Source organism: Sorangium sp. So ce363, assembly GCF_051520435.1.
In the GTDB taxonomy this organism is placed as follows: Bacteria; Myxococcota_A; Polyangia; order Polyangiales; family Polyangiaceae; genus Sorangium; species Sorangium cellulosum_B.
This window is the reverse complement of the sequence record NZ_CP150333.1, coordinates 6,096,813-6,120,445: the sequence shown is the minus strand read 5'-3', so window position 1 is coordinate 6,120,445 and position 23,633 is coordinate 6,096,813. Positions and strand designations below refer to the sequence as shown.

21 protein-coding genes are annotated in these 23,633 nt (G+C 71.6%); 7 read left to right on the top strand and 14 right to left on the bottom strand.

The features are described 5' to 3' along the window. The first annotated feature begins 44 nt into the window (after positions 1-44). Entirely contained in the window at positions 45-842 is a 798-nt protein-coding gene (locus WMF12_RS22900) for a peptidylprolyl isomerase (protein WP_437873631.1), read from the top strand. 76 nt (positions 843-918) lie between these two features. Here WMF12_RS22900 and WMF12_RS22895 read toward each other — a convergent pair whose 3' ends face one another. Further along, a complete protein-coding gene (locus WMF12_RS22895) occupies positions 919-1,902 on the bottom strand; it encodes a lamin tail domain-containing protein (RefSeq protein WP_437873630.1) in 984 nt (327 codons plus the stop codon). A gap of 235 nt (positions 1,903-2,137) precedes the next feature. Here WMF12_RS22895 and WMF12_RS22890 point away from each other — a divergent pair, with 235 nt between their 5' ends. Together WMF12_RS22890 and WMF12_RS22885 are read left to right on the top strand one after the other, a co-directional pair. After that, positions 2,138-2,596: a hypothetical protein gene (locus WMF12_RS22890; protein ID WP_437873629.1), complete on the top strand. Its 459-nt coding sequence runs from the start codon at positions 2,138-2,140 to the stop codon at positions 2,594-2,596. Next, the gene (locus tag WMF12_RS22885; protein WP_437873628.1) at positions 2,587-4,254 is read left to right on the top strand and encodes a putative metal-binding motif-containing protein; all 1,668 of its coding nucleotides are present in this window, start codon (positions 2,587-2,589) and stop codon (positions 4,252-4,254) included. Before WMF12_RS22890 ends, WMF12_RS22885 begins: the two co-directional genes overlap by 10 nt. A gap of 66 nt (positions 4,255-4,320) precedes the next feature. Here WMF12_RS22885 and WMF12_RS22880 read toward each other — a convergent pair whose 3' ends face one another. The 8 genes from WMF12_RS22880 to truD all read right to left on the bottom strand — a co-directional run bounded on the left by WMF12_RS22880 (position 4,321) and on the right by truD (position 12,012). Continuing rightward, a complete protein-coding gene (locus WMF12_RS22880) occupies positions 4,321-5,307 on the bottom strand; it encodes a hydroxymethylglutaryl-CoA lyase (protein ID WP_437873627.1) in 987 nt (328 codons plus the stop codon). Between the two features lie 31 nt (positions 5,308-5,338). Next, a complete protein-coding gene (gene purF, locus WMF12_RS22875; RefSeq protein WP_437873626.1) occupies positions 5,339-6,778 on the bottom strand; it encodes an amidophosphoribosyltransferase in 1,440 nt (479 codons plus the stop codon). Positions 6,779-7,035: 257 nt separating this feature from the next. Next, positions 7,036-7,722 carry a hypothetical protein gene (locus WMF12_RS22870; protein WP_437873625.1) on the bottom strand — a complete coding sequence of 229 codons (687 nt, stop codon included), beginning with the start codon at positions 7,720-7,722 and terminating at the stop codon, positions 7,036-7,038. Between the two features lie 117 nt (positions 7,723-7,839). Beyond that, on the bottom strand, positions 7,840-8,313 hold the full coding sequence (locus WMF12_RS22865; protein ID WP_012236950.1) for a cyclic nucleotide-binding domain-containing protein: 474 nt from the start codon (positions 8,311-8,313) through the stop codon (positions 7,840-7,842). A gap of 68 nt (positions 8,314-8,381) precedes the next feature. Next, positions 8,382-9,401 (bottom strand): energy transducer TonB, encoded by a 1,020-nt coding sequence (locus WMF12_RS22860; RefSeq protein WP_437873624.1) that lies wholly within the window; start codon positions 9,399-9,401, stop codon positions 8,382-8,384. 19 nt (positions 9,402-9,420) lie between these two features. Beyond that, the gene (locus tag WMF12_RS22855) at positions 9,421-9,924 is read right to left on the bottom strand and encodes an ExbD/TolR family protein (RefSeq protein WP_437747733.1); all 504 of its coding nucleotides are present in this window, start codon (positions 9,922-9,924) and stop codon (positions 9,421-9,423) included. Beyond that, positions 9,924-10,691: a MotA/TolQ/ExbB proton channel family protein gene (locus WMF12_RS22850; protein ID WP_437747732.1), complete on the bottom strand. Its 768-nt coding sequence runs from the start codon at positions 10,689-10,691 to the stop codon at positions 9,924-9,926. The genes WMF12_RS22855 and WMF12_RS22850 overlap by 1 nt, the downstream gene beginning before the upstream one ends. A 58-nt stretch (positions 10,692-10,749) precedes the next feature. Beyond that, positions 10,750-12,012: a tRNA pseudouridine(13) synthase TruD gene (gene truD / locus WMF12_RS22845; protein ID WP_437873623.1), complete on the bottom strand. Its 1,263-nt coding sequence runs from the start codon at positions 12,010-12,012 to the stop codon at positions 10,750-10,752. Positions 12,013-12,097: 85 nt separating this feature from the next. Here truD and WMF12_RS22840 point away from each other — a divergent pair, with 85 nt between their 5' ends. Next, positions 12,098-12,952, top strand: coding sequence for a formylglycine-generating enzyme family protein (locus WMF12_RS22840; protein ID WP_437873622.1), 855 nt, complete (start codon positions 12,098-12,100; stop codon positions 12,950-12,952). Between the two features lie 43 nt (positions 12,953-12,995). Here WMF12_RS22840 and WMF12_RS22835 read toward each other — a convergent pair whose 3' ends face one another. Then, the gene (locus WMF12_RS22835; protein WP_437747729.1) at positions 12,996-13,322 is read right to left on the bottom strand and encodes a hypothetical protein; all 327 of its coding nucleotides are present in this window, start codon (positions 13,320-13,322) and stop codon (positions 12,996-12,998) included. 49 nt (positions 13,323-13,371) lie between these two features. After that, positions 13,372-14,931, bottom strand: coding sequence for an HAD-IG family 5'-nucleotidase (locus WMF12_RS22830; protein WP_437330962.1), 1,560 nt, complete (start codon positions 14,929-14,931; stop codon positions 13,372-13,374). Between the two features lie 306 nt (positions 14,932-15,237). Here WMF12_RS22830 and WMF12_RS22825 point away from each other — a divergent pair, with 306 nt between their 5' ends. Both WMF12_RS22825 and WMF12_RS22820 read left to right on the top strand, forming a co-directional pair. Then, positions 15,238-16,227 carry a ferritin-like domain-containing protein gene (locus WMF12_RS22825; RefSeq protein WP_437873621.1) on the top strand — a complete coding sequence of 330 codons (990 nt, stop codon included), beginning with the start codon at positions 15,238-15,240 and terminating at the stop codon, positions 16,225-16,227. A gap of 290 nt (positions 16,228-16,517) precedes the next feature. Further along, positions 16,518-18,377, top strand: coding sequence for a response regulator (locus tag WMF12_RS22820; protein ID WP_437873620.1), 1,860 nt, complete (start codon positions 16,518-16,520; stop codon positions 18,375-18,377). 18 nt (positions 18,378-18,395) lie between these two features. Here WMF12_RS22820 and WMF12_RS22815 read toward each other — a convergent pair whose 3' ends face one another. Further along, positions 18,396-19,214, bottom strand: coding sequence for an SDR family NAD(P)-dependent oxidoreductase (locus WMF12_RS22815; protein WP_437873619.1), 819 nt, complete (start codon positions 19,212-19,214; stop codon positions 18,396-18,398). 343 nt (positions 19,215-19,557) lie between these two features. Next, positions 19,558-19,872, bottom strand: coding sequence for an Mpo1-like protein (locus WMF12_RS22810; RefSeq protein WP_012236939.1), 315 nt, complete (start codon positions 19,870-19,872; stop codon positions 19,558-19,560). 105 nt (positions 19,873-19,977) lie between these two features. Between WMF12_RS22810 and WMF12_RS22805 the strand changes: the two genes are divergently transcribed. Beyond that, positions 19,978-21,990 (top strand): sigma 54-interacting transcriptional regulator, encoded by a 2,013-nt coding sequence (locus tag WMF12_RS22805; RefSeq protein ID WP_437873618.1) that lies wholly within the window; start codon positions 19,978-19,980, stop codon positions 21,988-21,990. A gap of 76 nt (positions 21,991-22,066) precedes the next feature. Here WMF12_RS22805 and WMF12_RS22800 read toward each other — a convergent pair whose 3' ends face one another. Beyond that, the gene (locus WMF12_RS22800; RefSeq protein WP_437873617.1) at positions 22,067-23,608 is read right to left on the bottom strand and encodes a Glu/Leu/Phe/Val family dehydrogenase; all 1,542 of its coding nucleotides are present in this window, start codon (positions 23,606-23,608) and stop codon (positions 22,067-22,069) included. Positions 23,609-23,633: the final 25 nt, after the last annotated feature.

Here is a 23,633-nt window from a genome sequence, read left to right as displayed (position 1 = left end):
CTCGTCCTTGACCGCTGGACCGCGACGCGGGAAATCGTCGCACGATGAACGCTCGAACCCTCGCCATTCAGTCCCTCGCCACCCTCGCCACGCTCTCGGCCCTCGCGGGATGTTCGAAGACCCCCGAGCCCACGGCCGAAGAAGCGCCGAAGCCGAAGACCACGCCTGCGTCGACGGGGCTGGCCGGAGGCAAGGCGGAGACGGCAGAGAAGGAGCGCCCTCAGCCGCAGAAGCGCAAGGTCACCGCGAAGCCGGTCGCCGAGGTCAAGCCCAGCGAGGACGACCCGGTCAAGGGCAAGTGGACGCTCGACGACGCCACCAAGGGGCTCCCGCCGGGCAAGACGTTGACCGCGTCGATCGAGACCGATCTCGGCACGCTGTCCTGCAAGCTGCTGGACGACAAGGCCCCGATCACCGTCGCCAATTTCGTCGGCCTGGCGCGAGGGATCAGGCCCTGGAAGACGCCGGAGGGGACGTGGGACAAGAAGCCCGCTTACGACGGCACCATCTTCCACCGCATCATCAAGGGATTCATGATCCAGGGCGGCGACGCGAAGAAGAACGGCACCGGCGAGGCCGGTTACGTCATCCCCGACGAGGTCTGGGAGGACGGCAGCCACGATCGCGCAGGGCTCCTGTGCATGGCGAACCGCGGCAAGAACACGAACTCCGCGCAGTTCTTCATCACCGACGCGGCGGCGTTCCACCTCGACAACGGCTACACCATCTTCGGTGAGTGCGGGCCCGAGGAGCTCGTCCACAAGCTGGCCGGCGTCGAGGTCAAGGGCGAACGCCCGGTCACCCCGCCGGTCATCAAGAAGGTGACGATCACCCGGCAGTGATCGGTCCGAGGCGCCCCGCGCCGAGCCCGGGCTCCCGCCGCCCCGCGGCGAGGAGCCGAGCTCGGAGCGGGCGCGCTCACGGGCAGTCGTTCTCTTCGCCGGGCGTCGGCGTGGACGCCACGGTGAAGCTGACGTCGAGCCACTCGCTCGTCTCGTCGTGCCCGCTGATGCCGTTGCCTTCGGTCAAGAGCTCGCCGGACTCGAGATCGCTACAGCGGACCATGCTCGCCCCGCTGCCGGCGGCCGCGGCCGGCCGCTGGCTGCCGCGCGCGGTGTCATCGGCATAACCGGTCTTGCCTGTCTTGTACACCATCGCCGAGTTCCCCAGCTCCTCGCCCCAGATGACGTAATCGACGTCCTTGAGCGGGCTGCGCTCCGTGCCGTCCCACTTGAAGAGAATCACCATCTCTCCGCCGTCGGTGAGCAGCGCGCCGGATTGCGCCCCGAGGGCGCCGTTCGTGGGCGCGATCATGGGCGGCACGTCCGCCCCCTCGCAGGGGATGGGCGTCTCGTCCAGGGCGAAGTCGGCGCACCGCTGGTACGCGAGCTCGAAGCCGTCATCGCTCGCCAGCACGAGGCGGGCGCCCGCCGCGATCATGGTCCCGGGGGGGAACTGGACGAGGAAGTCCGTCCCTGCGCTGCCTGTCGGCGCGAAGGCCGTACCCGTGGTGATGGCATAATAAACGCTATTGTCCGAAAGGTAGTAGTTGGTGAGGTCGATCTCGGCCTCGGTCGGGTTCCAGATCTCGATGAACTCGCCCGCTCCAGGTCTGACGGCGACCTCCGAGATCAGCAGGTGGCCGGCGGGCTCACCGGGGACCACGCCGCCGCCGCCGCCGCCGTCTCCACCGCCAGCGCCGCCAGCGCCGCCAGCGCCGCCTTCACCGCCCCCGCCGGCCTCACCGCCGCCGCCGCCTTCGCCGGAGCTGCTCGAGGTGGTGCTGGAGGAGCTCGCTCCACCTCCTCCCGTCTCGTCATCGCCGCCGCACGCCATGAGGGGGGCGAGCGCCAGAGGGGGAGCTGCGAGGAGTGCGATGGTGAGCAGGTTGCGCGTGTGCATTGTTGAGAGATACATCAGAGCGCCGGCCAACAGGCAAGTGGGATTGCAGCCTGGGGGAAACGATCCACCGCTCGTCGTGGCGTCAGGACACTGCCATCGCTGCCAAATGCATGGCGGGCGCGCGAGGAATCGATAGCATGGCGACATGCGACGGTGCTCCTCGCTCCTCCTGACACTCCTCTGCGTTCTGCTCCCTGGGCTCGGTCTCGCTGTCGGTTGCGGCCAGACAGTCATCGTGGACGATCCGTCCGCAGACGGCGGGGGCGGCGGCGAAGCCGGCGCTCCGCCGTCTGCGGACGGCGGGGGCGGCTCGGACCCGGGGAAGGATCCGCTCGAAGAGTACGAAGACCCCGGCTGTCCTGACACCGGGCCGCCGGTCACCGATTTCGCGTGCGATCCGTACGATCAGTCGAGCGACTTTTGCGCCCCGGGAGAGGGGTGCTTCATCTACGTGCAGTATCCGGACGAGCCGTGCGGGCAGGAGATTTACGGCGCTTACTGCGCGCCGGCCGGTCCAGGCGGACAGGGCGATCCGTGCAGCGGCGGCAGCCAGTGCGGCGCCGGTTTCGCCTGCGTGGTGACCGGCTCGGGCACCCAGTGCGTCGAGCTCTGCGCGCTCAGCGGCGACGACAACTGCGATCCGGGGTTCGTGTGCGAGCCGATCGACGTCGCGGGGATGGGCGGATGTCTGTGACGACGTACGCCCTGGGTCGGCGCGCGCGCCGGAAGGCGGCGCTGGCGGCGGCCCTTCTCGGGACGGTTCTTGGCGGCGGGTCGCTCTCAGGAGGGTGCGGGGCGCGGACGGGGCTGAACATCCCGCCGCCCGCGCCGGAGTGCGAGGTGGACGCCGACTGTCCTGGCATCGAGGACCTCTGCAAGCCTGTGTTCTGCCAGCTCTTCGAGGCGGGGCAGCCCGACGGCGGCGCGGCGCCCTCGTCCGAGGGCGCGGCCCCGCGGCGCGGCGGGGAGTGCGTCGCGCTGGAGCCGGTGGAGTGTGACGACAGCGATCCCTGCACCAAGGACACGTGCGAGAGCGCGACCGGAGCGTGCGTCTACGGGCCGTCGACGCTCGACATCGACGGCGACGGCTTCCGCGCGGCGCTGCCCGGCACGATCCCTGGCGAGCCGCTCGCGTGCGGCGACGACTGCGACGACGCGAGCGCCGCGGCCTTCCCTGGGGGGATCGAGATCTGCGACGGCGTCGACAACGACTGCGACGGCACGGTCGACAACGGGGCGCGCTTCGTGCCGCTCGACACCGACGCGACCCGCATCTCGGGCGACATCGCGCCGGCCGGCTCTGGCGGGCTCGCCTGGAGCGGGGCGTCGTACGCGTCGCTCTACACCGGGACCACGCAGGGCTTCAACGTGTACCGCTCGATGATCAGCGTCGACGGGCAGCCGCTCGCGCCGGGCGAGGAGATCATCACGCCGAAGAACGGCGACGCCTCCGGCGGGCCGATCGTGTGGGTCGGCGATCGGTACGGCGCCGCCTGGCAGGACCGGCGCGACGGCGACTACGAGGTGTACTTCTCCCTCCTCGACGAGGACGGCCAGAAGGTGGAGGGCGGGGATCGGCGGCTCTCGAAGGCGCCCGGCTTCTCCGTCAACGTGACGCTCACCTGGAACGACGCGGAGTTCATCCCCGTCTGGCAGGACGAGCGCAACGGCCTCTTCGATCTGTTCGCGCAGCGCATCGACATCGACGGCAACCCGATCGGCGACAACGTCCAGCTCACGGAGGCGTCGAACGGCTTCGGCAACGAGGCGCCCTCCGCGGCGGCCGGCCAGGGCGGCATCGGGGTCGCGTGGTCCACGGGCGACGCGGCCACGCACTTCATCCAGTTCCGGACGTTCACCGCCGAGCTCGATCCGCGCTCGGAGATCGTCACGCTGACGACCGGCGAGACCGACGCGGTCTATCCGACGGTGGTCTGGAACCGCGATCGCTATGTCATCGCGTGGTTCGACAAGTCGGCGAGCCTCAAGGCCATCTACGCGGCGGCGGTCTCGGAGGACGGCGAGCTCCTCACGCCGCCCACGCCCATCTCGGACCCTGGGCCCTTCCGCTCCAGGTACCCGTTCCTGCGCCCGCTCGGCGATCGGCTGCTCGCGATCTACTCGGACGACCGCGATCAGAACGACGGCTACGAGCTCTACGCGGTCACGGTCAACGCGGATCTCGCGCCGATCAGCGCGGAGCAGCGGCTCACCTTCGCGCCCCGCGACAGCATCAGCCCGGTCGCGACGTTCGGGCCGGAGGGCGACGTGGGCATCCTCTTCCGCGACGATCGCGAGGGCGGCGAGCACCACGTCTTCTTCACGCGCCTCGGGTGCATCGCGGGCGACTGACGGCGGCCTCGCGGGCCGGGCGCGGCGCGTCGGTCGACGCCGGCCCGGCGCCCCGCTGGGCCGCGCTCAGTCCCGGGTCGGCTGGCGGCGCAGCCGGAACGGGCCGGCGCGGTGGACCTTGCCCGGGAGCGGGCGGCCGATGACCTGCTCGGCGACGTTCCCCGCCTCGATCACCTTGTCGAGATCGACGCCGGTCCGGACGCCCATCCCGTGGAGCATGAACACGAGGTCCTCCGTCGCCATGTTGCCCGCCGCGCCCGGCGCGTAGGGACAGCCGCCGACGCCCGCGACCGACGCGTCGAAGTCGCGCACCCCGAGCTCCAGGCCGACCAGGATGTTCGCGAGCGCCGTGCCGCGCGTGTCGTGCAGGTGCAGCGCGAACCGCTCGGGCGGCATCGCGTCGAGGAAGCGGCGGACGATGTCGTGCGTCTGCCGCGGGGTGCCGACGCCGATCGTGTCGCCGAGGGAGACCTGGTAGCAGCCGAGGTCGATGAGCCGCTCCGCGATGCGCACGACCCGGGCAGGGTCGACGTCGCCCTCGTACGGGCAGCCCCACACGGTCGAGACGTAGGCGCGCACGGCGAGGCCCGCCTCGCGCGCCGGAGGGACGATCTCCGAGAACACCGAGAGCGTGTCGTCGATCGACTTGTTGATGTTGGCGCGGTTGTGCGCCTCGCTCGCGCTCAGGAAGACGGCGATCTCGCGCAGGCCCACCGCCAGCGCGCGCTCGAGGCCGCGCGCGTTCGGGCACAGGGCGCTGAAGGTCACGCCCTGCTCCGCCGGGAGCGTCCGCGCGAGCTCCTCGGCGTCGGCGAGCTGCGGCACCCACTTCGGCGAGACGAAGCTCGTGATCTCGATCCTGCGGAGACCGGCGCCGACGAGCGCCGCGATGAGCCGCCGCTTGCCCTCGATCGGGATCATCGCCGCCTCGTTCTGGAGCCCGTCCCGCGGGCTCACCTCGTAGATCGAGACCTCGTCGGCGACGCGGGCGAAGAGCGGCGCCGAGGCGGCGGCGCGATCCGCGCTCTCGTGATCGGCGGTCCCCTCGGTCATCGGAGGACCCTCGGCGCCGGAGCGGGGCAGCTCAACCGCTCACCATCCGTAGCTGCCGGTTCGGCGCGGCCGGCGTGAAGGCGATCGGGTAGCTCCCGGAGAAGCACGCGTGGCAGTAGCTCTCCGCCGACGGCCGCGCGCCCGAGGCGTCCCCGGCGCGCGCCTCGAGAGACCGCACGCTCTCGACCAGGCCCTCCAGCGAGAGGTACCCGACGCTGTCGGCCGTCAGGTAGCTGGAGATCTCGTCCACCGAGTGGCTCGAGGCGATGAGCTCCGACCGCGTAGGTGTGTCGATCCCGTAGTAGCAGGGCCATCGCGTGGGCGGGCTCGAGATGCGGACGTGCACCTCGCGCGCGCCGGCGTCGCGGATCATCTTGACGATCTTCCGGCTCGTCGTCCCGCGGACGATCGAGTCGTCGATGACGACCACCCGCTTGCCCTCGATCACCGCCCGGTTCGGGTTGAGCTTGAGCCGGACGCCGAAGTGCCGGATCGACTGCTGCGGCTCGATGAACGTGCGGCCGACGTAGTGGCTGCGGATGAGCCCCATCTCGAAGGGGGCGCGCGCGCGGTCGGCGAAGCCGATCGCCGCCGGCACGCCCGAGTCGGGCACGGGGATCACGACGAGATCGTCGCCGGGCTCGACCGGCTGCTCGGCAGCGAGGCGCCGGCCGAACGCCTTGCGGACCTCGTAGACGCTCACGCCCTGGATGGTCGAGTCGGGCCGGGCGAAGTAGACGTGCTCGAAGATGCAGAGCTTGCGCTGCTCCTGCGCGAAGGGGAACTCGGAGCGCACGCCGTCGGCGCTGACGATCAGCATCTCGCCCGGCGCGATGTCGCGCACCTTGCGCGCGCCGATGAGGTCGAACGCCGTCGACTCGCTCGCGACCACGTGGGCGACGCCGCTCCCGCTCGCCATCTCGCCCAGGCAGAGCGGCCGGATCGCGCGCGGATCGCGCACGGCGATGAGCTCGCGCTCGGTCAGGAAGAGCAGGGAGTACGCGCCCTCCACCTGCGTGAGCGCCTCCGCGATGCGGTCGCGCAGCTCTTCCTTCCTGCTCATCGCGATGAGGTGGACGATCGACTCGGTGTCGCTCGCGGTCTGGTAGATCGAGCCGCGCGCCTCGAGCCGATCGCGCAGGGCCTCATGGTTCGTGAGGTTGCCGTTGTGCGCGACCGCCAGCGAGCCGCGCGCGTAGTCGACCCCGAGCGGCTGCGCGTTCTTGAGGTGCGAGCCGCCCGCGGTGGAGTAGCGGACGTGGCCGATGGCGCGATCGCCCGGCAGCGTCGCGAGATCGGTCGGAGAGAAGCCGGACTGCACCCGCCCCATGGCGCGGTGACCGAAGAGGCGCTCCCCGTCGCTGCTGACGATACCCGCGGATTCCTGCCCTCGATGCTGGAGCGCGTGCAACCCGAGGTAGGCCATGTTGGCCGCCTCGGGGTGGCCAAAGATTCCGAACACACCGCACATGCCGCCTATCTAGTACGAAAACGGTGCATGACCCACCGTCATGGCGATCTGTCGTCGATGATGAGGCGGCCGAGCGCCGGCGCAGGATGGAAGTGGACGCTGGTACGAGATCGCAGCGCAGGCAGGCCTCGAGGCCGCTCCTGCTGAAAGGTAAGACGGCTAACGAACGTCCGACGGGCACGGCGAGGGGGCTTCGCCGGATTCCGTCAGGCTCCGCTGCTGGACCAGCGCCTCGCGCGGCGTCCAGGCGGCTCCCGTCATTTCGGGATGTTCCAGAGTTTCTCGATGATCTTGGTCTCCATGGCGTCGCCGTGACACGTGCCGCACTCCATGTCCTCCTTGTTCGCCCGGGAGACCTTGTTTTGGTACTCCTCCTCCATGAACGCCTGCAGGGCCTTCTTGTCCTTGCGGTTCAGGACGTGCTCGTTCCCGGCGTGGCAGCTGTCGCAGAAGAGGGTTCCGCCGCTCTCGCTGCGGAGCGGCACCACGAAGTTGCGCCACATCTCGCGGGCGATCTTCATGTCCCGCGTCTCTTTCTTGAAGTCGCCCTCGACGTGGCAGCCCTCGCAGGTGTCGTAGCCGAGCGCCTTCTGGAGCAGCGGCATCACCTTCTTCTTCTGCCCCGCCGGGAGCTTCTCGAGCTCGGGGATCTTCTTGAGGTTGATCCCGATCTTCTTCAGATCCGCCTCGAACTTGGTCGCCTGGAGCGGCGTCGACTTGGCGGGAGCCTCGTGCTCCTCCTCGTGCTCGTGCGCCTCCGCGGCCTTCTCCGGCTTCGCAGGCTTCGCGCCCTCGGCGTCGGCGGTCGCCTTGCCCTCGTCCGGGCTCGACTCGCCGTCGAAGTCGTTCTTGTCGGCCGCCGTCTCGGGCGGCGGCGTGCTGGAGCCACAGGCTCCTGCGAAGGCGCCCATCCAGAGCGCGAGGGCGAGCGCTGCGTGCTTCATTCTGGCTGCCATAGTCCTCCAAGGAACGTTGAGTTCGAGCCGAACGGCCGCCCCCCGTGCGGCAGGCCGCGCCGCGCTGGCGCGCTCCCACGGTCGCCGGGCGATCTGGCCGGCACTCTACTCGAATTTGCCTGAGACGGAGAGGAACGTGAGCTTGTTGTTCGTCTCGCGGAGCCGCTGGACGAGCATCCGGACGACGTTCCAGAGGACCTCGTACGCGAGCTCCTTGTGCAGGAAGAGCAGGTCCTCGAACGCGTCCTTCGACACGGTGAGCAACCGGCAGCGCTCGTGGACGCGCGCGTCGGCGGAGCGGGGGGCCTCGTCGAGCAGCGCCATCTCGCCGAACACGGCGCCCGGGCCGAGCACCGCGAGCGCCTCCTCGCCGATCCCGGCGATCTCTCGGCTGATCCGGACCTTGCCCTCGAGCAGGATGTAGAGCTTGTCGCCGGGATCCCCGTGCTGAAAGATCTTGGTGCCGAGGGCGTGCGTCTCTTCGCTCGCGACGCGCGAGATGAGCTCCAGCGCGGCCGGGGTGAGGCCCTTGAAGAGGGGGACCTTCGAGAGCTGCTCGATCCGTTCGGGGACGATCACAAGCCGTCGACGAGGATAACCGAGGCGAAGGGCGCGGAGCGAATTTAAAGGGAGCTCGCGGCGAGCAGCTAGCGCGTGAACGTCACCGTGATGGGCGGCGTCGTGGCGGCGATCGAAGCGCCCGAGCGATCTTTGCCGGGGTTGTAGCGACGGCCGAGCGCGCACATGCGCGCGGAGCGACCGAAGCCGTGTCCAGGATCACTGACGACCTTGACCGAGAGCGGGCTGCCGTCGGGGCGCACCGTGACCATGAGGACGACCTTCGCCTGGTCGATCTGGTCGACGTCGGCCTCCGGAGGGAAAGGACAGTTCCAGTTGCTGCTGCCGATCAGCCCGGGCGGCGCGGAGCGGTCCGGCCCGGCGGGGGGCGGGGGCGGGACGGGGTCGCCCGTGCCCTTGCCGCCGACGACGCCTCCGACCTTCGCGTTCGGGTTGAACGTGGGGGTCTTCGCCGTGCCCGCGCCGGCCACCTGGCCGTAGCCGACGCCCTGCCCCTCGCCGCTCGCGATCCCCTGATCGGTCATGTCGAGGACCTCGTCCGGATCCGGCTCTTTCGTCAGGACCTTCGCGGCCTCGGCGGCGGCCGGGGGCGGCTCGTACGGGTCGTCCTTGGGCGGCGGGGTGTTCGCCTGGGGAGGCGGCGCGACCTTGGGGACGGGCTCGGGCTCAGGCGCCGGCGGCGGCGGCTCGGGCTCCGGCGGCTTGGGCGCCTCGACCTTCGGCGGCGGGATGTCGACCTCGTAGATCGCCCAGAGGTAGTCGTGGATGCCGGTGCGCATCTCCTCGACCACGTGCCGCATGTCGCGCAGCGACCCCGAGACGATGGCCCGGGCCGAGGCCGCGCCGTGGCTCGTGACCGCCAGCGTGACCCCGAGGAAAGCGCCCACGCGCGACGCGCGGTCGCCGAGGGCGAGCACCGCGGCGAGCGGATCCGCGCCGCGCCGACGATCGCCGGCGCGGGCAGGCGCCGGCGAGGCGAGGGGGGTCGAGGGATCGAGGGCGCCCCCGGGCTCAGCGCCGCTGCGCTTGCCCCGGCGGCGCCCGTCGTGGACCGCCCCCGCGGCGCGATCGCTCGTGACCTGGCTCATAAGGTCTCGCTCGGCGCGCTCACGGCGCGGGGCTCGGGGTTGCGGGCGCGGGGGCTGCCGGGGGAGGCGCGGCGGGGGAGCCCGGCGCCGTACCCGGGGCCGCGCCGGCCTCGGGCGCGATCGGCGTCACGCCGAACGCGATCTTGGAGACGCCGGCCTGCTTCAGCAGATCGAGCGCGCGGATCACCCGGCCGTGCGGGACCGTCGTGTCGGCGCGGATCACGGCGCGGAGCTCCGGGTTCTTCGCCTGGGCCTCGCGCGCGATCGGCAGGATGGCGTCCTCGTTCGCGAGCCTCTTGCCGTCGGCGAGCGTGTCGCCGTTCGCGTGCAGCTCGAGCCCGAAGATGAGCTGCACCTCCTGCCCCTGCGCCGCCTTCGGCAGGTCGAGGGGGAGCGACTGCGAGACGATGATCTTCGCCGTCACCATGAAGATGATGAGGAGGACGAGGGTGATGTCGACGAGCGGCGTGACGTTGATGCCGCTGATCATCTCGTCATCGTCGTTGCGGCTCGTGGCGGCCATCAGCGCTCCTCCTCGCCCGCGCCGCCCTTCTTGTGCTCGTCCTGCCGCGACGCCCTCGCGGCCTTGCCGCGCGGCTGCTCGACGGCGGCGGCGGGCGCGGCCCCGGCGAACGCCGGATCGATCTTGAGGTGCGCGAGCAGGACGCGCGTCAGCGCCTCGGTGTTGGCGAGCGTCGACTTGATCATGCGCTGGAAGAAGTTGTTCGCGGCGACCGCCGGGATGGCGACCGCGAGGCCGACCGCGGTCGCGACGAGCGCCTCGGCGATGCTCGACATGACCGCCTGCGGCGCCATGGCCTGCGACGTGGCCTGCGCCACCGGCGTCTTCGCCGCCTGGCCGAGCGCGTCGAAGGCGCCGACGACGCCGATGACGGTGCCGAACAGCCCGATGAACGGCGCGTTGTTGCCGAGCGTGCCCAGGTAGGCGAGGCGCCGCTCGAGCTTCATGCGCTGGAGCGCCGCGGCGCCGGCCATGGCCTCCTCGGCCGCCTCGGGCCCCTGGTGCGCCACCGCGAGGCCGGCCGCGACGACCGCCGCCTCGGCCGAGGGCGAGGCGTCCATCCGCCGCCGCGCCGCCTCGATCGAGTCGTCGAGGGACGTCCTGAGATCCCGCGCGAGGACGGTGAGATCGTCGCGGAGCGACCAGAAGAACCAGGCGCGCTCCAGGATGATGGCGACCGAGACGACGCTGAGGGCGATCATCAACCACATGACCCAGGCGGCCCCGAATCCGACCATGATGCGCTGCAGCCACTCGACGAGGTTCATCTTGTTCCTTGGTGCCTTTCCGATGGGGGGTGGGGGGGAGCCGCGCTTCGAAGATCCTCTACGGGTCGACGGCGGGCTGCCCTTCCTCGACTTCGTCCTCCTCCGGAGGAGGGGCGCTGCCCGCCCCCGGCCTGCCGATGGAGGGCCGGGGGGCGGAGGCGTCGACGAGCCGGAAGACTCGCCCAAGGACGGTCGTCGCGTAGCCGCCCTTCGGTAGCACAAACGAGACGACGATTCCGTGCCGTACATCCGGATCGTCCGCTGCTCCTGGAGTCGTGGCGCTCACCGCCGCCTCCCCGGCGGCCGCCTCCAAGGTGGATACCTCGAGGCCGTCCACCTCCAGGCGCAGCGGGCGCCGCGTGCCTTCTCCGGCGTGGGCGAACGCGTCGAGCCTGCGAGGATCGCCGATCGCCGCCGCGAGCACCTCGCGCTCCAGCGCGCCCGGGGCGCCCTCGGGCCAGCGCATCTTCCGGCCGAACATCGGGCCCGTCGCCGAGATCGCGAGCGCGGCGGCGCGCGCCTCGGCGTCCGCGAGCTCCGGGCCCTCGAGCGGCACGAGGAACAGCCCGCCGCTGTCGCGCTTCTTGGCGAGATCGCCGGGGAGCACGGCGCTCCAGGTGCCGTCCGCCTCGCGGCGCGCGAGCACCTCGTTGAACCAGAGCGACTGGAGCGCCGAGAAGAGCAGCCGCTGCTCGCGCTTGTCGCGGGGCCCGCGCTCCCGGCCCGCGATCCACGCGAGCGCGCGCTCGGGGTTGTCGCCGTTCCTTCCGAACCGCTGGGGCCCGAACGCGTTCGGCACGCCGGCGCGGCCGATCTCGGCGAGGCGGCGCTCGGCGAGCGGGAGCGCCGCGAGAGCGATGCCCCGGAGCGCGATCCGGAACCGGTTGCCGAGGAGGTGCCCCGGCTTGAGCTTGTTGTCGTGCCGGGCGACCGCGAGGACCTCGATCCCGGGCAGCTCGGCCTTCTCGAGCAGGGGCGCCGGATCCTGCGCGAGGGGGAGCTGGAACGATGCGGTCTGCGTGGTGATCGCGTGCCGGTCCTTCATGCCGGCGAAGCCGGCGCCGCCCGGGTCGGCCCCGAGCGCGAGCGCGATGGCCCGGACCGCGTCGAGCGTGGTGCGCCCCGTCTTGCGGAAGGTCACGAACACGTGCTCGCCGCGGCCGCTAGGCGCGTAGGCGGGGAGCTCCTCGACGATGAAGTCGGCGGGGGAGCTCCGGAGCAGGGCCGTGGGAAGATCGCCGGGCGAGCCCGCGGGCGCGGGGAGGTCGCCGCGCGAGCCCGCGGCCGTGGCGCCGGCGGCGGGCGGGGCGGTGGCTGTCATGGGAGCGCCAGCGTGACCGAAATCGCCCGCTCGTCCAGCGCCAGCAGCGCGCGCGTCCGGGCCCGCCTCCACCAGCTGCGGCGATTTGCCCGCCGCGCCGGGGATCGGCTATGGCCAGGAGCTCGCCCCGGGCCTGGGCCTCTCCGTGATGCGACCGCCTCTCCCGCCTCACCCCCTCGCGCGCCGGCCCGTCCTGTCGCTCGCGCGCTCGCCGGCCTTCGCCGCGGGCGTCGCGGCGCTCGGCCTCGCGGTCCTCGGGCTACCGAGCCCCCGGACGGCCGCCGCCGCGCGCGCCGCGTGCCCCGCGGGAATGGCCTCGGTGCGTGGGACGTTCTGCATCGACCGCTTCGAGGCGAGCACCGTCGAGCTGCTCTCCGGCGGCGGAAAGCGCCGGCACTCGCCGTTCGAGCCGGTCGGCAAGCTGAAGGTGAAGGCGGTGAGCCGGCGCGGCGTGAAGCCGCAGGCGTACGTCAGCCGGGATCAGGCCGAGGCGGCCTGCCAGAACGCCGGCAAGCGGCTCTGCACGGACGACGAGTGGGTCACCGCGTGCAGGGGCAAGCGCGCCACGGTGTTCCCTTACGGACGCGAGCGGGAGCGCGGCGCCTGTAACGACAGCGGCGTCTCGTCGTTCAACCGCTACTTCGGCCAGGGGGGCGAGGCCCCGCAGTCGGCGTTCACGTGGGCCAACATGAACGACGCCCGCCTGAACCAGCTCCCGGGCACGCTGGCGTCCTCGGGCGCGTTCCGCCGCTGCAAGAGCAGCTTCGGCGTCCACGACATGGTGGGCAACCTGCACGAGTGGACGAGCGCGCCGCGCGGGACCTTCCGCGGCGGCTACTACCTCGACAGCGCCAAGCACGGCGACGGCTGCGAGTACAAGACCACCGCGCACTCGCGCGGGTACCACGACTACTCGACCGGCTTCCGCTGCTGCAAGTGACGCGGCGCAGGCGCGCACGCAGGCCGCGCGCTGCGCCTCCAGGCTACTTGGGGATAGGGGGGCGTCCGCCGCCGGCGCTGCCGGACATCGGCCCCTGCACCGTCGTGCACTCCTCGTCGCCGGTGTCGACCGTGGTGACGTCGTAGCAGCAGAGCTCGCCGTCGAAATCCGCCTCGCTGTCGATGGACTCGATGGCGCTCACGCAGCCTGGGTTCTCGAAGAACACGCGCGCCTCGTCGCTCGACGGGCACGCCCCTTCGAGCGCGGTCCAGTGAAAGCAGGCCCGCTTGCCGCAGCCGGCGGAGCCGGCGACGAAGAGGGCGGGGGCGACGAGCGCGACGAACAGCGGGCGGGGGCGGGCGATGCTCATGGCGATCTCCTCATGCGGCGCCCGCGCACCGGCGCGGAGGCCTCGGCGATCAGAGCTCGTGCGGCATCAGGTCGCGCGGGCTCCGGAAGTACTGCAGCGGCGAGTAGGCGAGCAGGTTCGAGACGCGGGACGTGTAGATGCAGGCGTACTCCTCGACCTGATCGCCGAAGCTGGACGTCTCGTTCGCCTCCTTGAGCAGCGAGCCCCAGTAGGGGTGGAAGCGGCGGGCGATCTCGCGCTCCAGCTTGCCGACCTCCGCGTCGACGGCCCGGAGCTGGCCGCGGATGCGCTCGACCGCGCGCTTGGTGCGGCCCCGCTCGGCCTCGTAGAACGACGTCGCGTAGTCGATCTGGACGTGCTCGCCGTTCGCCTCCGCGAGCAGCGGCGCTCCGCCCCCGTTGGTCGCGCCGTTCCTCTTCTGCTGCTCCTCTTCGATCTTGCGGGTGAGGTCCTTGTAGCGCTGCTGGTAGAAGCGCAGCTGGTCCTCGAGCTCCTCGCGGCGCCCCTCGAGCAGGGCGCTCTCCATGTGCTCGCGGCGGCACGACTCGTGGGCGGCGACCTCCGCCTCCATCTCCTGGATGATCATCGCCGTGCGCCACGCGCTCTCCTTCTTGGAGCGGAGGATGTCGCCGTAGATGTGATCGCCGACGTAGAGGACCCGGTCGCCGGAGATGTTCAGGAACTTCTCGAAGTCGTTGAGGTTGCCGCCCTCGTAGATGGCGCCGCGCTCGAGCGGGGCCGTGGCGGGGCGGGGCTCGGCGCCGTCGCGGATGAGGAGCGGGCGGCGCTCCTGGAAGAACGCCGGCTTCTGCGCGGCGACGACGATGACGTCGAAGTAGTGCCGGAAGCTCGGGTACTCCGGCATCGCGTCCCCGAGCAGGTACGTCATCATCTTCTCGGTGAACGGCCAGCGCGAGTTCGTGAGCAAGAAGAGCTTCTTGCCCGCCGAGCGGAACTTGTGGAGCGTCTGCGCCAGGTTCGGGTCGCGCTCGACGAAGCGCGGCAGGTCGGACAGGACGACGTCGAGGATGGTGCCGTCCCGGTGCGCCTCGTCGATGCACTCGCGGATGTCGGTGAACAGCCGCGCGTAGTCGAGCGCGACGCCGCGCTCCTCGAGGGCGTCGACGATGCCGGCGTAGAGCGTGGCCTCGCTCAGCGCGTAGAGCGTGTCGATCCAGTGGTAGCGGGCGGTGTTCGGCCGGATCTTGCGGTGCTGGTAGAGCGACCGGAGCTCGTCCTTCGTGAGCTCCCGGAGGCCGTGGTACCCGCGCTGGACCACCTTGAACCGGTCCATCTTGAGCACGTGGCCGAAGCGCTTGTCGATCAGCAAGCCGCGGATCGGGAAGTGGATCGGATAGCGGAGGCGCCGCAGGAGCTCCTCGGGGTAGCCTCGCGCGGCGAGCTTCGTGACGGTCCCCTGGATCGAGAGGTTGTCCATCTCGGTCTGGTTGTAGATCGCCAGGGTGTAGTCCATGTCGAAGCCGACCCAGTCGATCCCCGCCAGCTTGAGGTTGCGGTTGACGAAGACGCGCCGGGTCCGTGGGATGCGCGTGGGCTCGGTCTGGGGATAGAGCCCTCCGAGGGGGAGCTCGAGCTGCTCGAAGAACACAGTGGGTCGACTATGGTATCCCACCCGGAGGGGCGTACAAAGCGCGCCACGGCGACGAACGATGCCCCCCGGGTCGTCCGCCCGTCGCCCCCCGTCGCCCCCCGTCGGCCCGTCGATCGAGCGCGCAGGCGAGCGCGCAGGGATCCGTCGCCCCCGAGCAGCCTTCCGCCCTCGACGCGCGCTCGGGCGCGCGGCGCTCCCGGGTGCGCCGCGCCGAACAACTGCGCTATGGTGCCGCCCGTCCCGTCCCGTCGTGTGCGATCGAGGAGGCGGCTCCTCATCCGTCACCGACGGGGTCCTTGCCCGATGCTTTTTGCAGCGTCCCAGCCGATCTCCCGCAAGCCCCCCGTCCAGCGCGCCACCTCGTGGTGGCTCAGCATGCTGCGCCGCCGCGCGGAGCGGATGTACGACGAAGAGCTCGACCTCTCCCGGCCGATCCCGTGGGAGAGCGAGGGAGAGCGCCAGGCCGCGATAGCCTTCTTCAACGCCGCGTTCCGCGCCGAGGAGTCCGGCCTCATGCAGGCGCATGCGCTGGCCGACGAGGTGAGCGGCTGGGACCCCGAGCTCGGCGAGTGCCTGCGGCTCTACGGCGACGAGGAGGGGTGGCACCGCGAGCTGCTCACGAAGTTCCTCGCGCACATCGGCGGCGAGGTCCGGCCCATGGGCCGCGTCACCGGCACCTTTTATCGCCTGTACGGCCGCGCGAAGCGGGTGGAGACGATCGTGCTCACGAACCTCATGTTCGAGACCATCGGCTCGACGACCTACCGCCTCGCGCTGCGGGAAGCCCGGTACCCGGCGGTGCGCCAGATGCTGACGATCCTGACGCGCGACGAGTCGTTCCACGTCCCGCTCAACGTCCACTTCCTGCGCGAGGCCCTGAAGCGCAGCCCGGCCTCGATGCGGATCAGGCTCCGCGCCATCTACACGATCCTCTTCGCGGCGCTGCTCGGGTCGGCGGCAGCGAGCCGCCGGCGCGCGCTCGCCTTCGACAGGATCCCTTTCCAGGTGCTCGCCAGCGCCTACGCCGAGCACCTCGGGCGGCTCTTCGTCCACGAGAGCGACCTCGACTTCGCCCCGCCGGAGCTGCTCCTGCGCCTGTTCGGGCACAGCCGGCGCGCGCTCGCGTCGTCCGAGGACCCGTCGGCCGTCAGCGTGCTCTCGGCGGAAGCGGCGGTCGATCGCGAGCGCGTCGTCGTGACGGCGCTCGGGGACGCGCGTCCCCCCCCATGCGCCTCGCGAACCGTGGGAGACGCCGCCGAGCACCCCCGCCGTGGCGCGGGGCGCGGGAGCTGACGGACGCTGACATTGCGTGAATGGCGCGTAAAAGAGGCGTAAAAGAGGCATAAAAGAGGCGTAAAAGACGCGTAAAAGACGCGTAAAAGAGGCGTAAAAGAGGCGTAAAAGAGGCGTAAAAGACGCGTAAATGGCGTGTAAATCGCGCGTGCTTGGCGCGCGCACGGCGCGGAGCGGTCGTCGTGGCGCGCACGGCGAGCTTCTCTCCGGGGCATTGTAAGCAGTACACTCGAAGCTCCGGCGTCGTGGGGTCCGCGTGGGGCGGGCGACCACGGCGTGGCGGGGCGTCGATGGCAGGCAAAGAGCAGCGCCGGAGCGGTCCAGAGAGCAGCCCCGGCACGAGGAGCAGCGAGTCCGCGGAGCGCGCGCTCGCGCCGCAGGGGCCGGCCGCGCGGCCATGGGCGCTCGCCCATGAGGAGGGTGAGGCGAGCGCGGTCACGCAGATGCGGCACGAGATCCGGACGTTGCTCAGCGGGATCGTCGGATTCAGCAGCCTCTTGCTCGACAGCGAGCTCGACCCGGAGCAGCGCGCCTGGGCGCGGCGCATCCGGAGCAGCGGCGACGCGGTGCTCTCGATGGTCGACGATCTCATCTCGCTCGGCCAGCCGGACGGCAGCGGGCCGCACGTCGATCACGCCGACTTCGATCTGCGGCGGGCGATCGAGGACGCGGCAGAGCTGCTCGGCGATCGCGCGCATGACGAGGGGACCGAGCTCGTGCTCGACGTCGAGCCGGACGTGCCGGCGGCGGTGCGCGGCGACGCCGCGCGGCTGCGGCAGATCCTGCTGAACGTCGTGGCGACCGCGATCGGCGCGGCGCCCCGAGGCGAGGTGCTGGTGCGCGCCGCGCTCGACGCGGCCCGCAACGACGAGGCGAAAGGCAGGCTTGACGGTGCGCCCGAGCGATCGCGCGCGCGGGTGCGCTTCGATGTGCGCCTCGCGGGCGGCGCAGGGCGCGCGGACGGCGCGGAGGCGCCGGGGGCAGCGGGCGCGCCGGGCGACGGAGCGCGGCTTGCGTCCGGGCGGGACCTCGGCGTGGCGTCCGGCATGGCCGTCGCGAAGCGCCTGGTCGTCGCGATGGGCGGCGATCTCTGCGAGCCCGCGGACATCGACGCGCGCCGGCATGGGATCTCGTTCGCGCTGCCGTTCGAGCGGCGCGCGCGCGGCGCGGAGCGCGCGCTCATCCCGCGCATCGACCTGCCCGGGAAGCGGGTGCTCGTGGTCGACGACAGCGGCTCGGTGCGTCAGGTGGTGCGAAAGCTGAGCGAGGAGCTCGGGCTCGCTTGCCGCACCTCGGGCAGCGGCGCCGCCGCCCTGGCCGCGCTGCGCGAGGCGGCGGACGCCGGCGCCGCTTACGACATGGTGCTGATCGACCTCGAGCTGGCCGATCTCGACGGCCTGATGCTGCTCCAGCGCATCAAGGCGGACCCCGCGATCGCGCCCGTTCGCGTCGGCCTCATGACCTACGCCGGCAGGGAGGCGCCCAGCCGCGCCGAGGTCGCCTCCGTGCTCATCAAGCCGATCCGGCGCGCGCAGCTGCACTCGAGCCTGCGGCTGCTCGCAGGGCTGCCGCCGGAGCACGTGTCCGCCGGGGCGCGCGCGCACCCGCCGAGGTCGCCGCGAGCGACGGCCTCGTCGAAGCCGCCGAGGCAGGACGAGGCCGACCGCGGGCGGCGGCCTCCCGGCGCGGCGTCGCGATCCGGCGCGTACGAGGCCGCCCACCCCGACGGCGCGCCGCCGAGCGTGGAGCTCGCTCCGCCGACCCTGGTCACGCCCTCGCCCCCGCCGACGTCGAAGCGCGGCCAGCCCGCCTCCTCGCGGCCGCGGGGCGGGCTGCGCGCCGTCGAGCCCGACGTCGTCACCGAGGTGATCGAGCTCTTCCTCACGGAGGCCCCGACCCGGGTGGCCTCGATGCGCGAGGCGGCTGCGCAGGGCGCGCTCGGGGAGCTCGAGCGGCTCGCCTGGGCGCTCTACGAGAGCGCCGACGCGCTCGCGGCCTCCAGCCTGAAGGAGCTCTGCGCGCGGCTCGATCGGGAGGCGCGCGCGGGGACGCTCGAGAGCGCGACGGAGGCGGTGCGGGCCATCGGCCGGGAGGTCGAGCGCGTGCAGTCGTCGCTCGCCGCGGAGCTCAAGAAGCGGGGGTTCCGGTGAGCCGGGGGGCCCTTCCGTTCAGGTGAAGCCGACGAGTCTCGAGCTCATCTCCCAGAGCCGCGAGGCCGCCTCTGCGTCGGTCGCCATTCCCTTGAGAGGCCTCGCCGTGGTCCGCTCGAAGAAGGCTGGGCTCCCGGTGGGCGCCGTGTCGGCCAGGATCGCGAGGAGGTTCGCGGCCGCCTGCGCCGGTGTCGCGCCCACGACGTCGATCAGCGCCTTGAGGACGCGCGAGGTCCCCTCGAACAGCCCTGAGCGCACGAGGCCAGGGTAGTAGCAGAGCACCTGGGCTCCTGTGCCCGAGAGCCTCTCCGCGAGGCGGCGCGCCGCGAGCACGAGCGCGAGCTTCGACCGCGCGGAGGCGGAGAGGAACGAATAAGAGCGCTTCGACATGAGATCATCGAAGTCGAGCCGGATGCTGTCCACCGGCGCGACCATGTTGACCACGCGCGCGTCGCGCGCGGCCTTGAGCCGGTCGAGCAGCAGGTTCGACAGCAGGAAATGCGACAGGTAGTTCACCTGGAACGTCATCTCGAGGCCGTCGGCCGACTCCGCGCGTTCGCGCAGGAACACGCCCGCGTTGTTCACGAGCAGGTGAACGACCCCGCACCGATCGGCCACCTGGCGGGCCGCCGCGCGCACGGACGCGAGCCGGCCGAGGTCACACTCGACGAGGTTGACCTCGCCGAGCACCTTCAGCGCGGCGAGCTTCCTCGCGCCGTCGGAGCCGGTCCGGCGACAGAGCACGGTCACCCGGGCGCCCTGCCGCGCCAGCGCGGATGCCGTCGCGAGCCCGATCCCCGAGGTGCCCCCCGTGATCACGGCGACTTTCCCCCTCATGCTCCCCGCACTCCCCATCCCCCGTCTCCTCGTCCTCGTCCATCTCATCGCCTGCGGCGGGCCGGTCCCGACGCTCCGGGAGCTCGTCGGGACAGAAGCACGCGCGGGCGGACGTCGATGCGCCGGCGGGCGCGGTGCCTGCCGAGAACCCCAAACAGGAAGAGTCGTCGCCCCCGCCCGCGTCACAGGTACGACCGTGCGTGCATCACGTCAAGAAAGCTTTGCGCAATGCAGCACAGTGGCAGAGAAAACCATGTTCCAGGTTTTCTGGTGCAGGAAGCCGATCTGTCCGCGTCACAGCCGTGCACGTGGACGGCGCCCGGGAAGCGCCCGGCGAGGAGCGTCAGGGGGCGGGCGTCTCCTCGAAGACGCGCAGGCCGTACTTCTCGAGACACCAGAGCACGCCGATGATCAAGCTCCGCTTGTCGTCCACGAACGACGGCTTCTTCCCCTCGAAGCAGTGGCCCGCGAGCTGGAAGCCCCAGCCGGTCGCGAACATCGCGGCCGCGAGCGGGAGGCCGATGAGCGTCGCGCCCACGGGGAAGCTCGCGACGATGAGCGGTATGCCGACCTGGTGACACGCCTGGTTGCGTGGATCCTGGTGGTCTTCCTTGTACCGGCGGAGCACCTGTGTCCATTCGGCGTTGAGACGCAGCATCCAACCTCCTTACCATGCGGACGCCCCGCGCGCGCTTTCGTCGAAGACCGGGGGCGCCGCCGCTTCCCGGTTGCCGTTGGGAGGAATGAGGCGTAGTTGGGCAGTGTGAGCGGTTACAGGACCGGCCCCATGGCGACGACCGCGCCGCTGTCCATCAAGACAGGGGAACTCCTCCAGGGCGCGCGCTCGGAGAAGCGGCGTGTGCTCCTGCTCGTCTATCATCATGACGGCGTCGAGATGGCCCCGATGAGCCCCGGCGTCGGCGTCGTCGTCGGCAGGGAGGCCCCGGCCGACGTGGTGATCCGGGACAGGAGCATCTCGCGGCGGCACGCGCGCTTCACGCTCGTGGGCGGCGAGGTCGTGGTGGAGGACCTCGGCTCGCGCAACGGGACGCGCATTTCAGGGCAACGGGTCGAGAGCGGCGTGGTCAAGGCCGGGGACGAGGTGCTGCTCGGCGGCATCGTCGCGTCGGTCCATGTGCTCTCCGGGGGCGAGATGCCCCCGTTCGGCCTGGAGGGCTCCGACGCGCTCCGCTTCGCGCTCCAGGCCGAGATCGTGCGGTCCAGGTTCTTCGGCCGCAGTTTCGCGCTCGTCGTGGTCCGCTCGCTCGGCGCGCAGGCGAGCCACCTCCGTCACTGGGGGCTCCGCGTGCGCGAGGCGCTTAGGCCCGTCGATCGCGTCGCGTTCTACAGCGCCGACACCCTCGAGATCCTGCTCCCCGAGGTCACCCCCGAGCTCGCCGAGGAGCTCGCGAAGGCGATCGTCGCGCGCCGCGAGGGCGAGCCCGTGCTGGTCGCGGGGGTCGCCGTGTCCCCCGACGCCGCGACGTCCATCGACAAGCTCATCGAGGTCAGCCACGAGGCGTCGCGGAGCGCCACCCCCGCCGAGCCCGTGCGCCTCGCGCCCCCGGAGGGCGCGCTGGTCTACGTCACGCCGAAGGTCGACAGCACCCGGCCGCCCGACGAGGCGGGCCCGCCGGGCGCGCCGCCGGAGAGCCAGTGGGAGGCCGACGGCCACCTCCTCGCGACCAAGAGCCCGCTCATGCGATCGCTCGTCGAGGTGGCGCTGCGGGCCGCGCGCTCCTCGATCCCCGTGCTCCTGCGCGGCGAGACCGGGACGGGCAAGGAGGTGCTCGCGAGGTTCATCCACGACGGCAGCCCGCGCCGCGGCGAGCCGCTCATCTGCGTGAATTGCGGCGCGATCCCGGCGCTGCTCGTCGAGAGCACCCTCTTCGGCCACGAGCGCGGCGCCTTCACCGGGGCGAGCCAGCAGCACAAGGGCGTCTTCGAGGCGGCCGCCGGCGGCACGGTCCTGCTCGACGAGATCGGCGAGCTGCCCGCGGCAGCGCAGGCGGCGCTCCTGCGCGTGCTCGAGACCAAGCGGGTGACGCGCGTCGGCGCGACCAAGGAGCTGGAGGTCGACGTCCGCGTGATCGCGGCGACGCACCGCGACCTCGACGCCATGTGCGACGCGGGCACGTTCCGGCTCGATCTGCTCTACCGGCTGAACGCGATGACGCTGAACATCCCGCCGCTCCGCGCGCGCCGCGACGACATCGCGACGCTCGCGGCGGGCTTCCTGGCGCAGGCGAACTCGGCGAACATCAGCAGGGTCCAGTCGCTCGCGCCCGAGGCGCTGGCGCTCCTGAAGTGCTACTCGTGGCCCGGCAACGTGCGTGAGCTCCGGAACGCGATCGAGCGGGCGGTGGTGATCGCGGAGGGCGACGCGATCATGGCGCGCGATCTCCCGGAGCGCATCCGCCTGGCGGTGACCTCTCCCAGCTCGCCGCCCACGCCCTCTCGCGCCGTGGACGTCTCGCGCTCGTCCGAGCCCGGCGTCGCGCCGGCCCTCTCCCAGCGCGCGTCCGAGCCGCTTCCCTCGCGCGCGTCCGAGCCGCTCCCCCCGCGCGCCTCCGATCCGGGGCAGGCGGCGGCCCCCGCGGTCGGCCTCAAGACGCGCCTGGAGCAGATCGAGGCCGAGCTCCTGCTCGAGGCGCTGCGCGCGTCCGACTGGAACCAGACGGAGGCGGCGCGTCGCCTCGAGCTGCCGCTGCGGACGCTCCAGCACAAGATCAAGGTCTACGGCATCAAGAAGCTCGGGTACGGCGTCGCTCGCTAGGTCCGCCCGCCGCCCGCCCGGAACCCGGCCAGCGGGATGGCCGGACTCCGGCGCCGCTCTCGTCGTTTTGCCGAGATCACTGAGAGAACCCTTCCAGCATGTAGTGCGCCTCGATCCGCTTGAGCGCGAGCACCATCGCGGCGAGCCGCATCGGCAGGCGCTTGCCCAGGACGAGCCCGGTCGAGTCGTGATCTTCCGAGCGGCGCGGCCGGTCCTCCGCGATGTCGCAGATCAGGCGGTAGTTGCTCTTGATGGCGCGCTCCAGCCGCGCGTTCACCTCGCCCTCGGTCCAGTGCTCCATGCGCTTGTTCTGGATCCACTCGTAATAGGAGACGGTCACGCCCCCCGCGTTGCCGATGATGTCAGGGATGACGCTGATGCCGCGCTCCGCGAGCACCTTGTCGCCCTCGGTCGTGGTCGGGCGGTTGGCGCCCTCGGCCACGAGCTTCGCCTTCAGCCGCTCGGCCACCTCGCCGGTGATGGCGTCGCCGAGCGCGGCCGGGATGCAGATGTCCGCGTCCACGCTCCAGAAATCGTCTCGCGCGATCGCCTGGGCGTCGCTGTAGCCGGCGACCGACCGCCGGAGGTTCTGCGGGTTCTCGTTGACGTGCGCCATCAGCGCGCCCACGTCGATGCCGTTCGGGTCGTGGATCGCGCCGTCGGCGTCCTGCACGGCCACGCACCGCGCGCCCATCCGGCACAGGATCTCGGCGGCGGCGGAGCCGACGTTGCCGAAGCCCTGCACGATGAAGCGCGCCCCCGCGAGGGTGGCGCCGCGCTGCGCGTACCACTCCTCGATGCAGTACGCGAGCCCCTGCCCGGTCGCCTTGACGCGCCCCTCGGAGCCGCCGATGCGCACGTCCTTGCCCGTGACGACGCCGCGGTGGTTCACCCGCTCGCGCTCGCCGTCGCTGTACTGGCGCAGGAGCCACGCCATCACCTCGGCGTTCGTGCCCACGTCGGGCGCGGGGATGTCCACGTTGGGCCCGATGAGCTGCTTCAGCCGGTACATGTACCGGAGCGAGATCGCCTCGAGCTCCTCCTTGCTGTGCTCGCGCGGGTCCATGCGAATGCCCCCCTTGGCGCCGCCGAACGGGACATCGGCGATGGCCGTCTTCCAGGTCATCTCGGCGGCGAGCGCGTTGAACAGGTCGAGCGACACGGCCTTGTGGAAGCGCAGCCCGCCCTTGTAAGGCCCTCGCGCCTGGTTGTGCTGGACCCGATAGGCCTTGAAGCGCACGAACGCGCCGGGCTGGATGCGGTAAAGGCCCTGATCGGCGAGGCGGATCGTTCCGTCCTGCATGTGGATCGAGCCGCTCCGGAGCGCCTCGGGGCGGAGGATGAGCTTGCCGTTGAAGAGCGGGGTGATCGCGGCCCGGTTCGGGATCACCGACGCAGGGAGCCGCTCGTAGGCCGCGGCCGCCTCTCCGCGGAAGGGGACGAGGCGGTCCTGGAGCTGCGTGGTGATGTAGAAGATGTGCTCGTAGTCGGGCTGCTCGAGCTCCAGCCGGATGCGGGGAGCCAGGCCGATGAGGTCCGCGGCGGTGTGAAACACCACCATGGATTCGCCGAAGATGTTGGTCTCCGGTTCGCGCTCTAGGAGGGGGGCGTCTTCCATCGCCGTATGCTGCCTCGACCGCGCG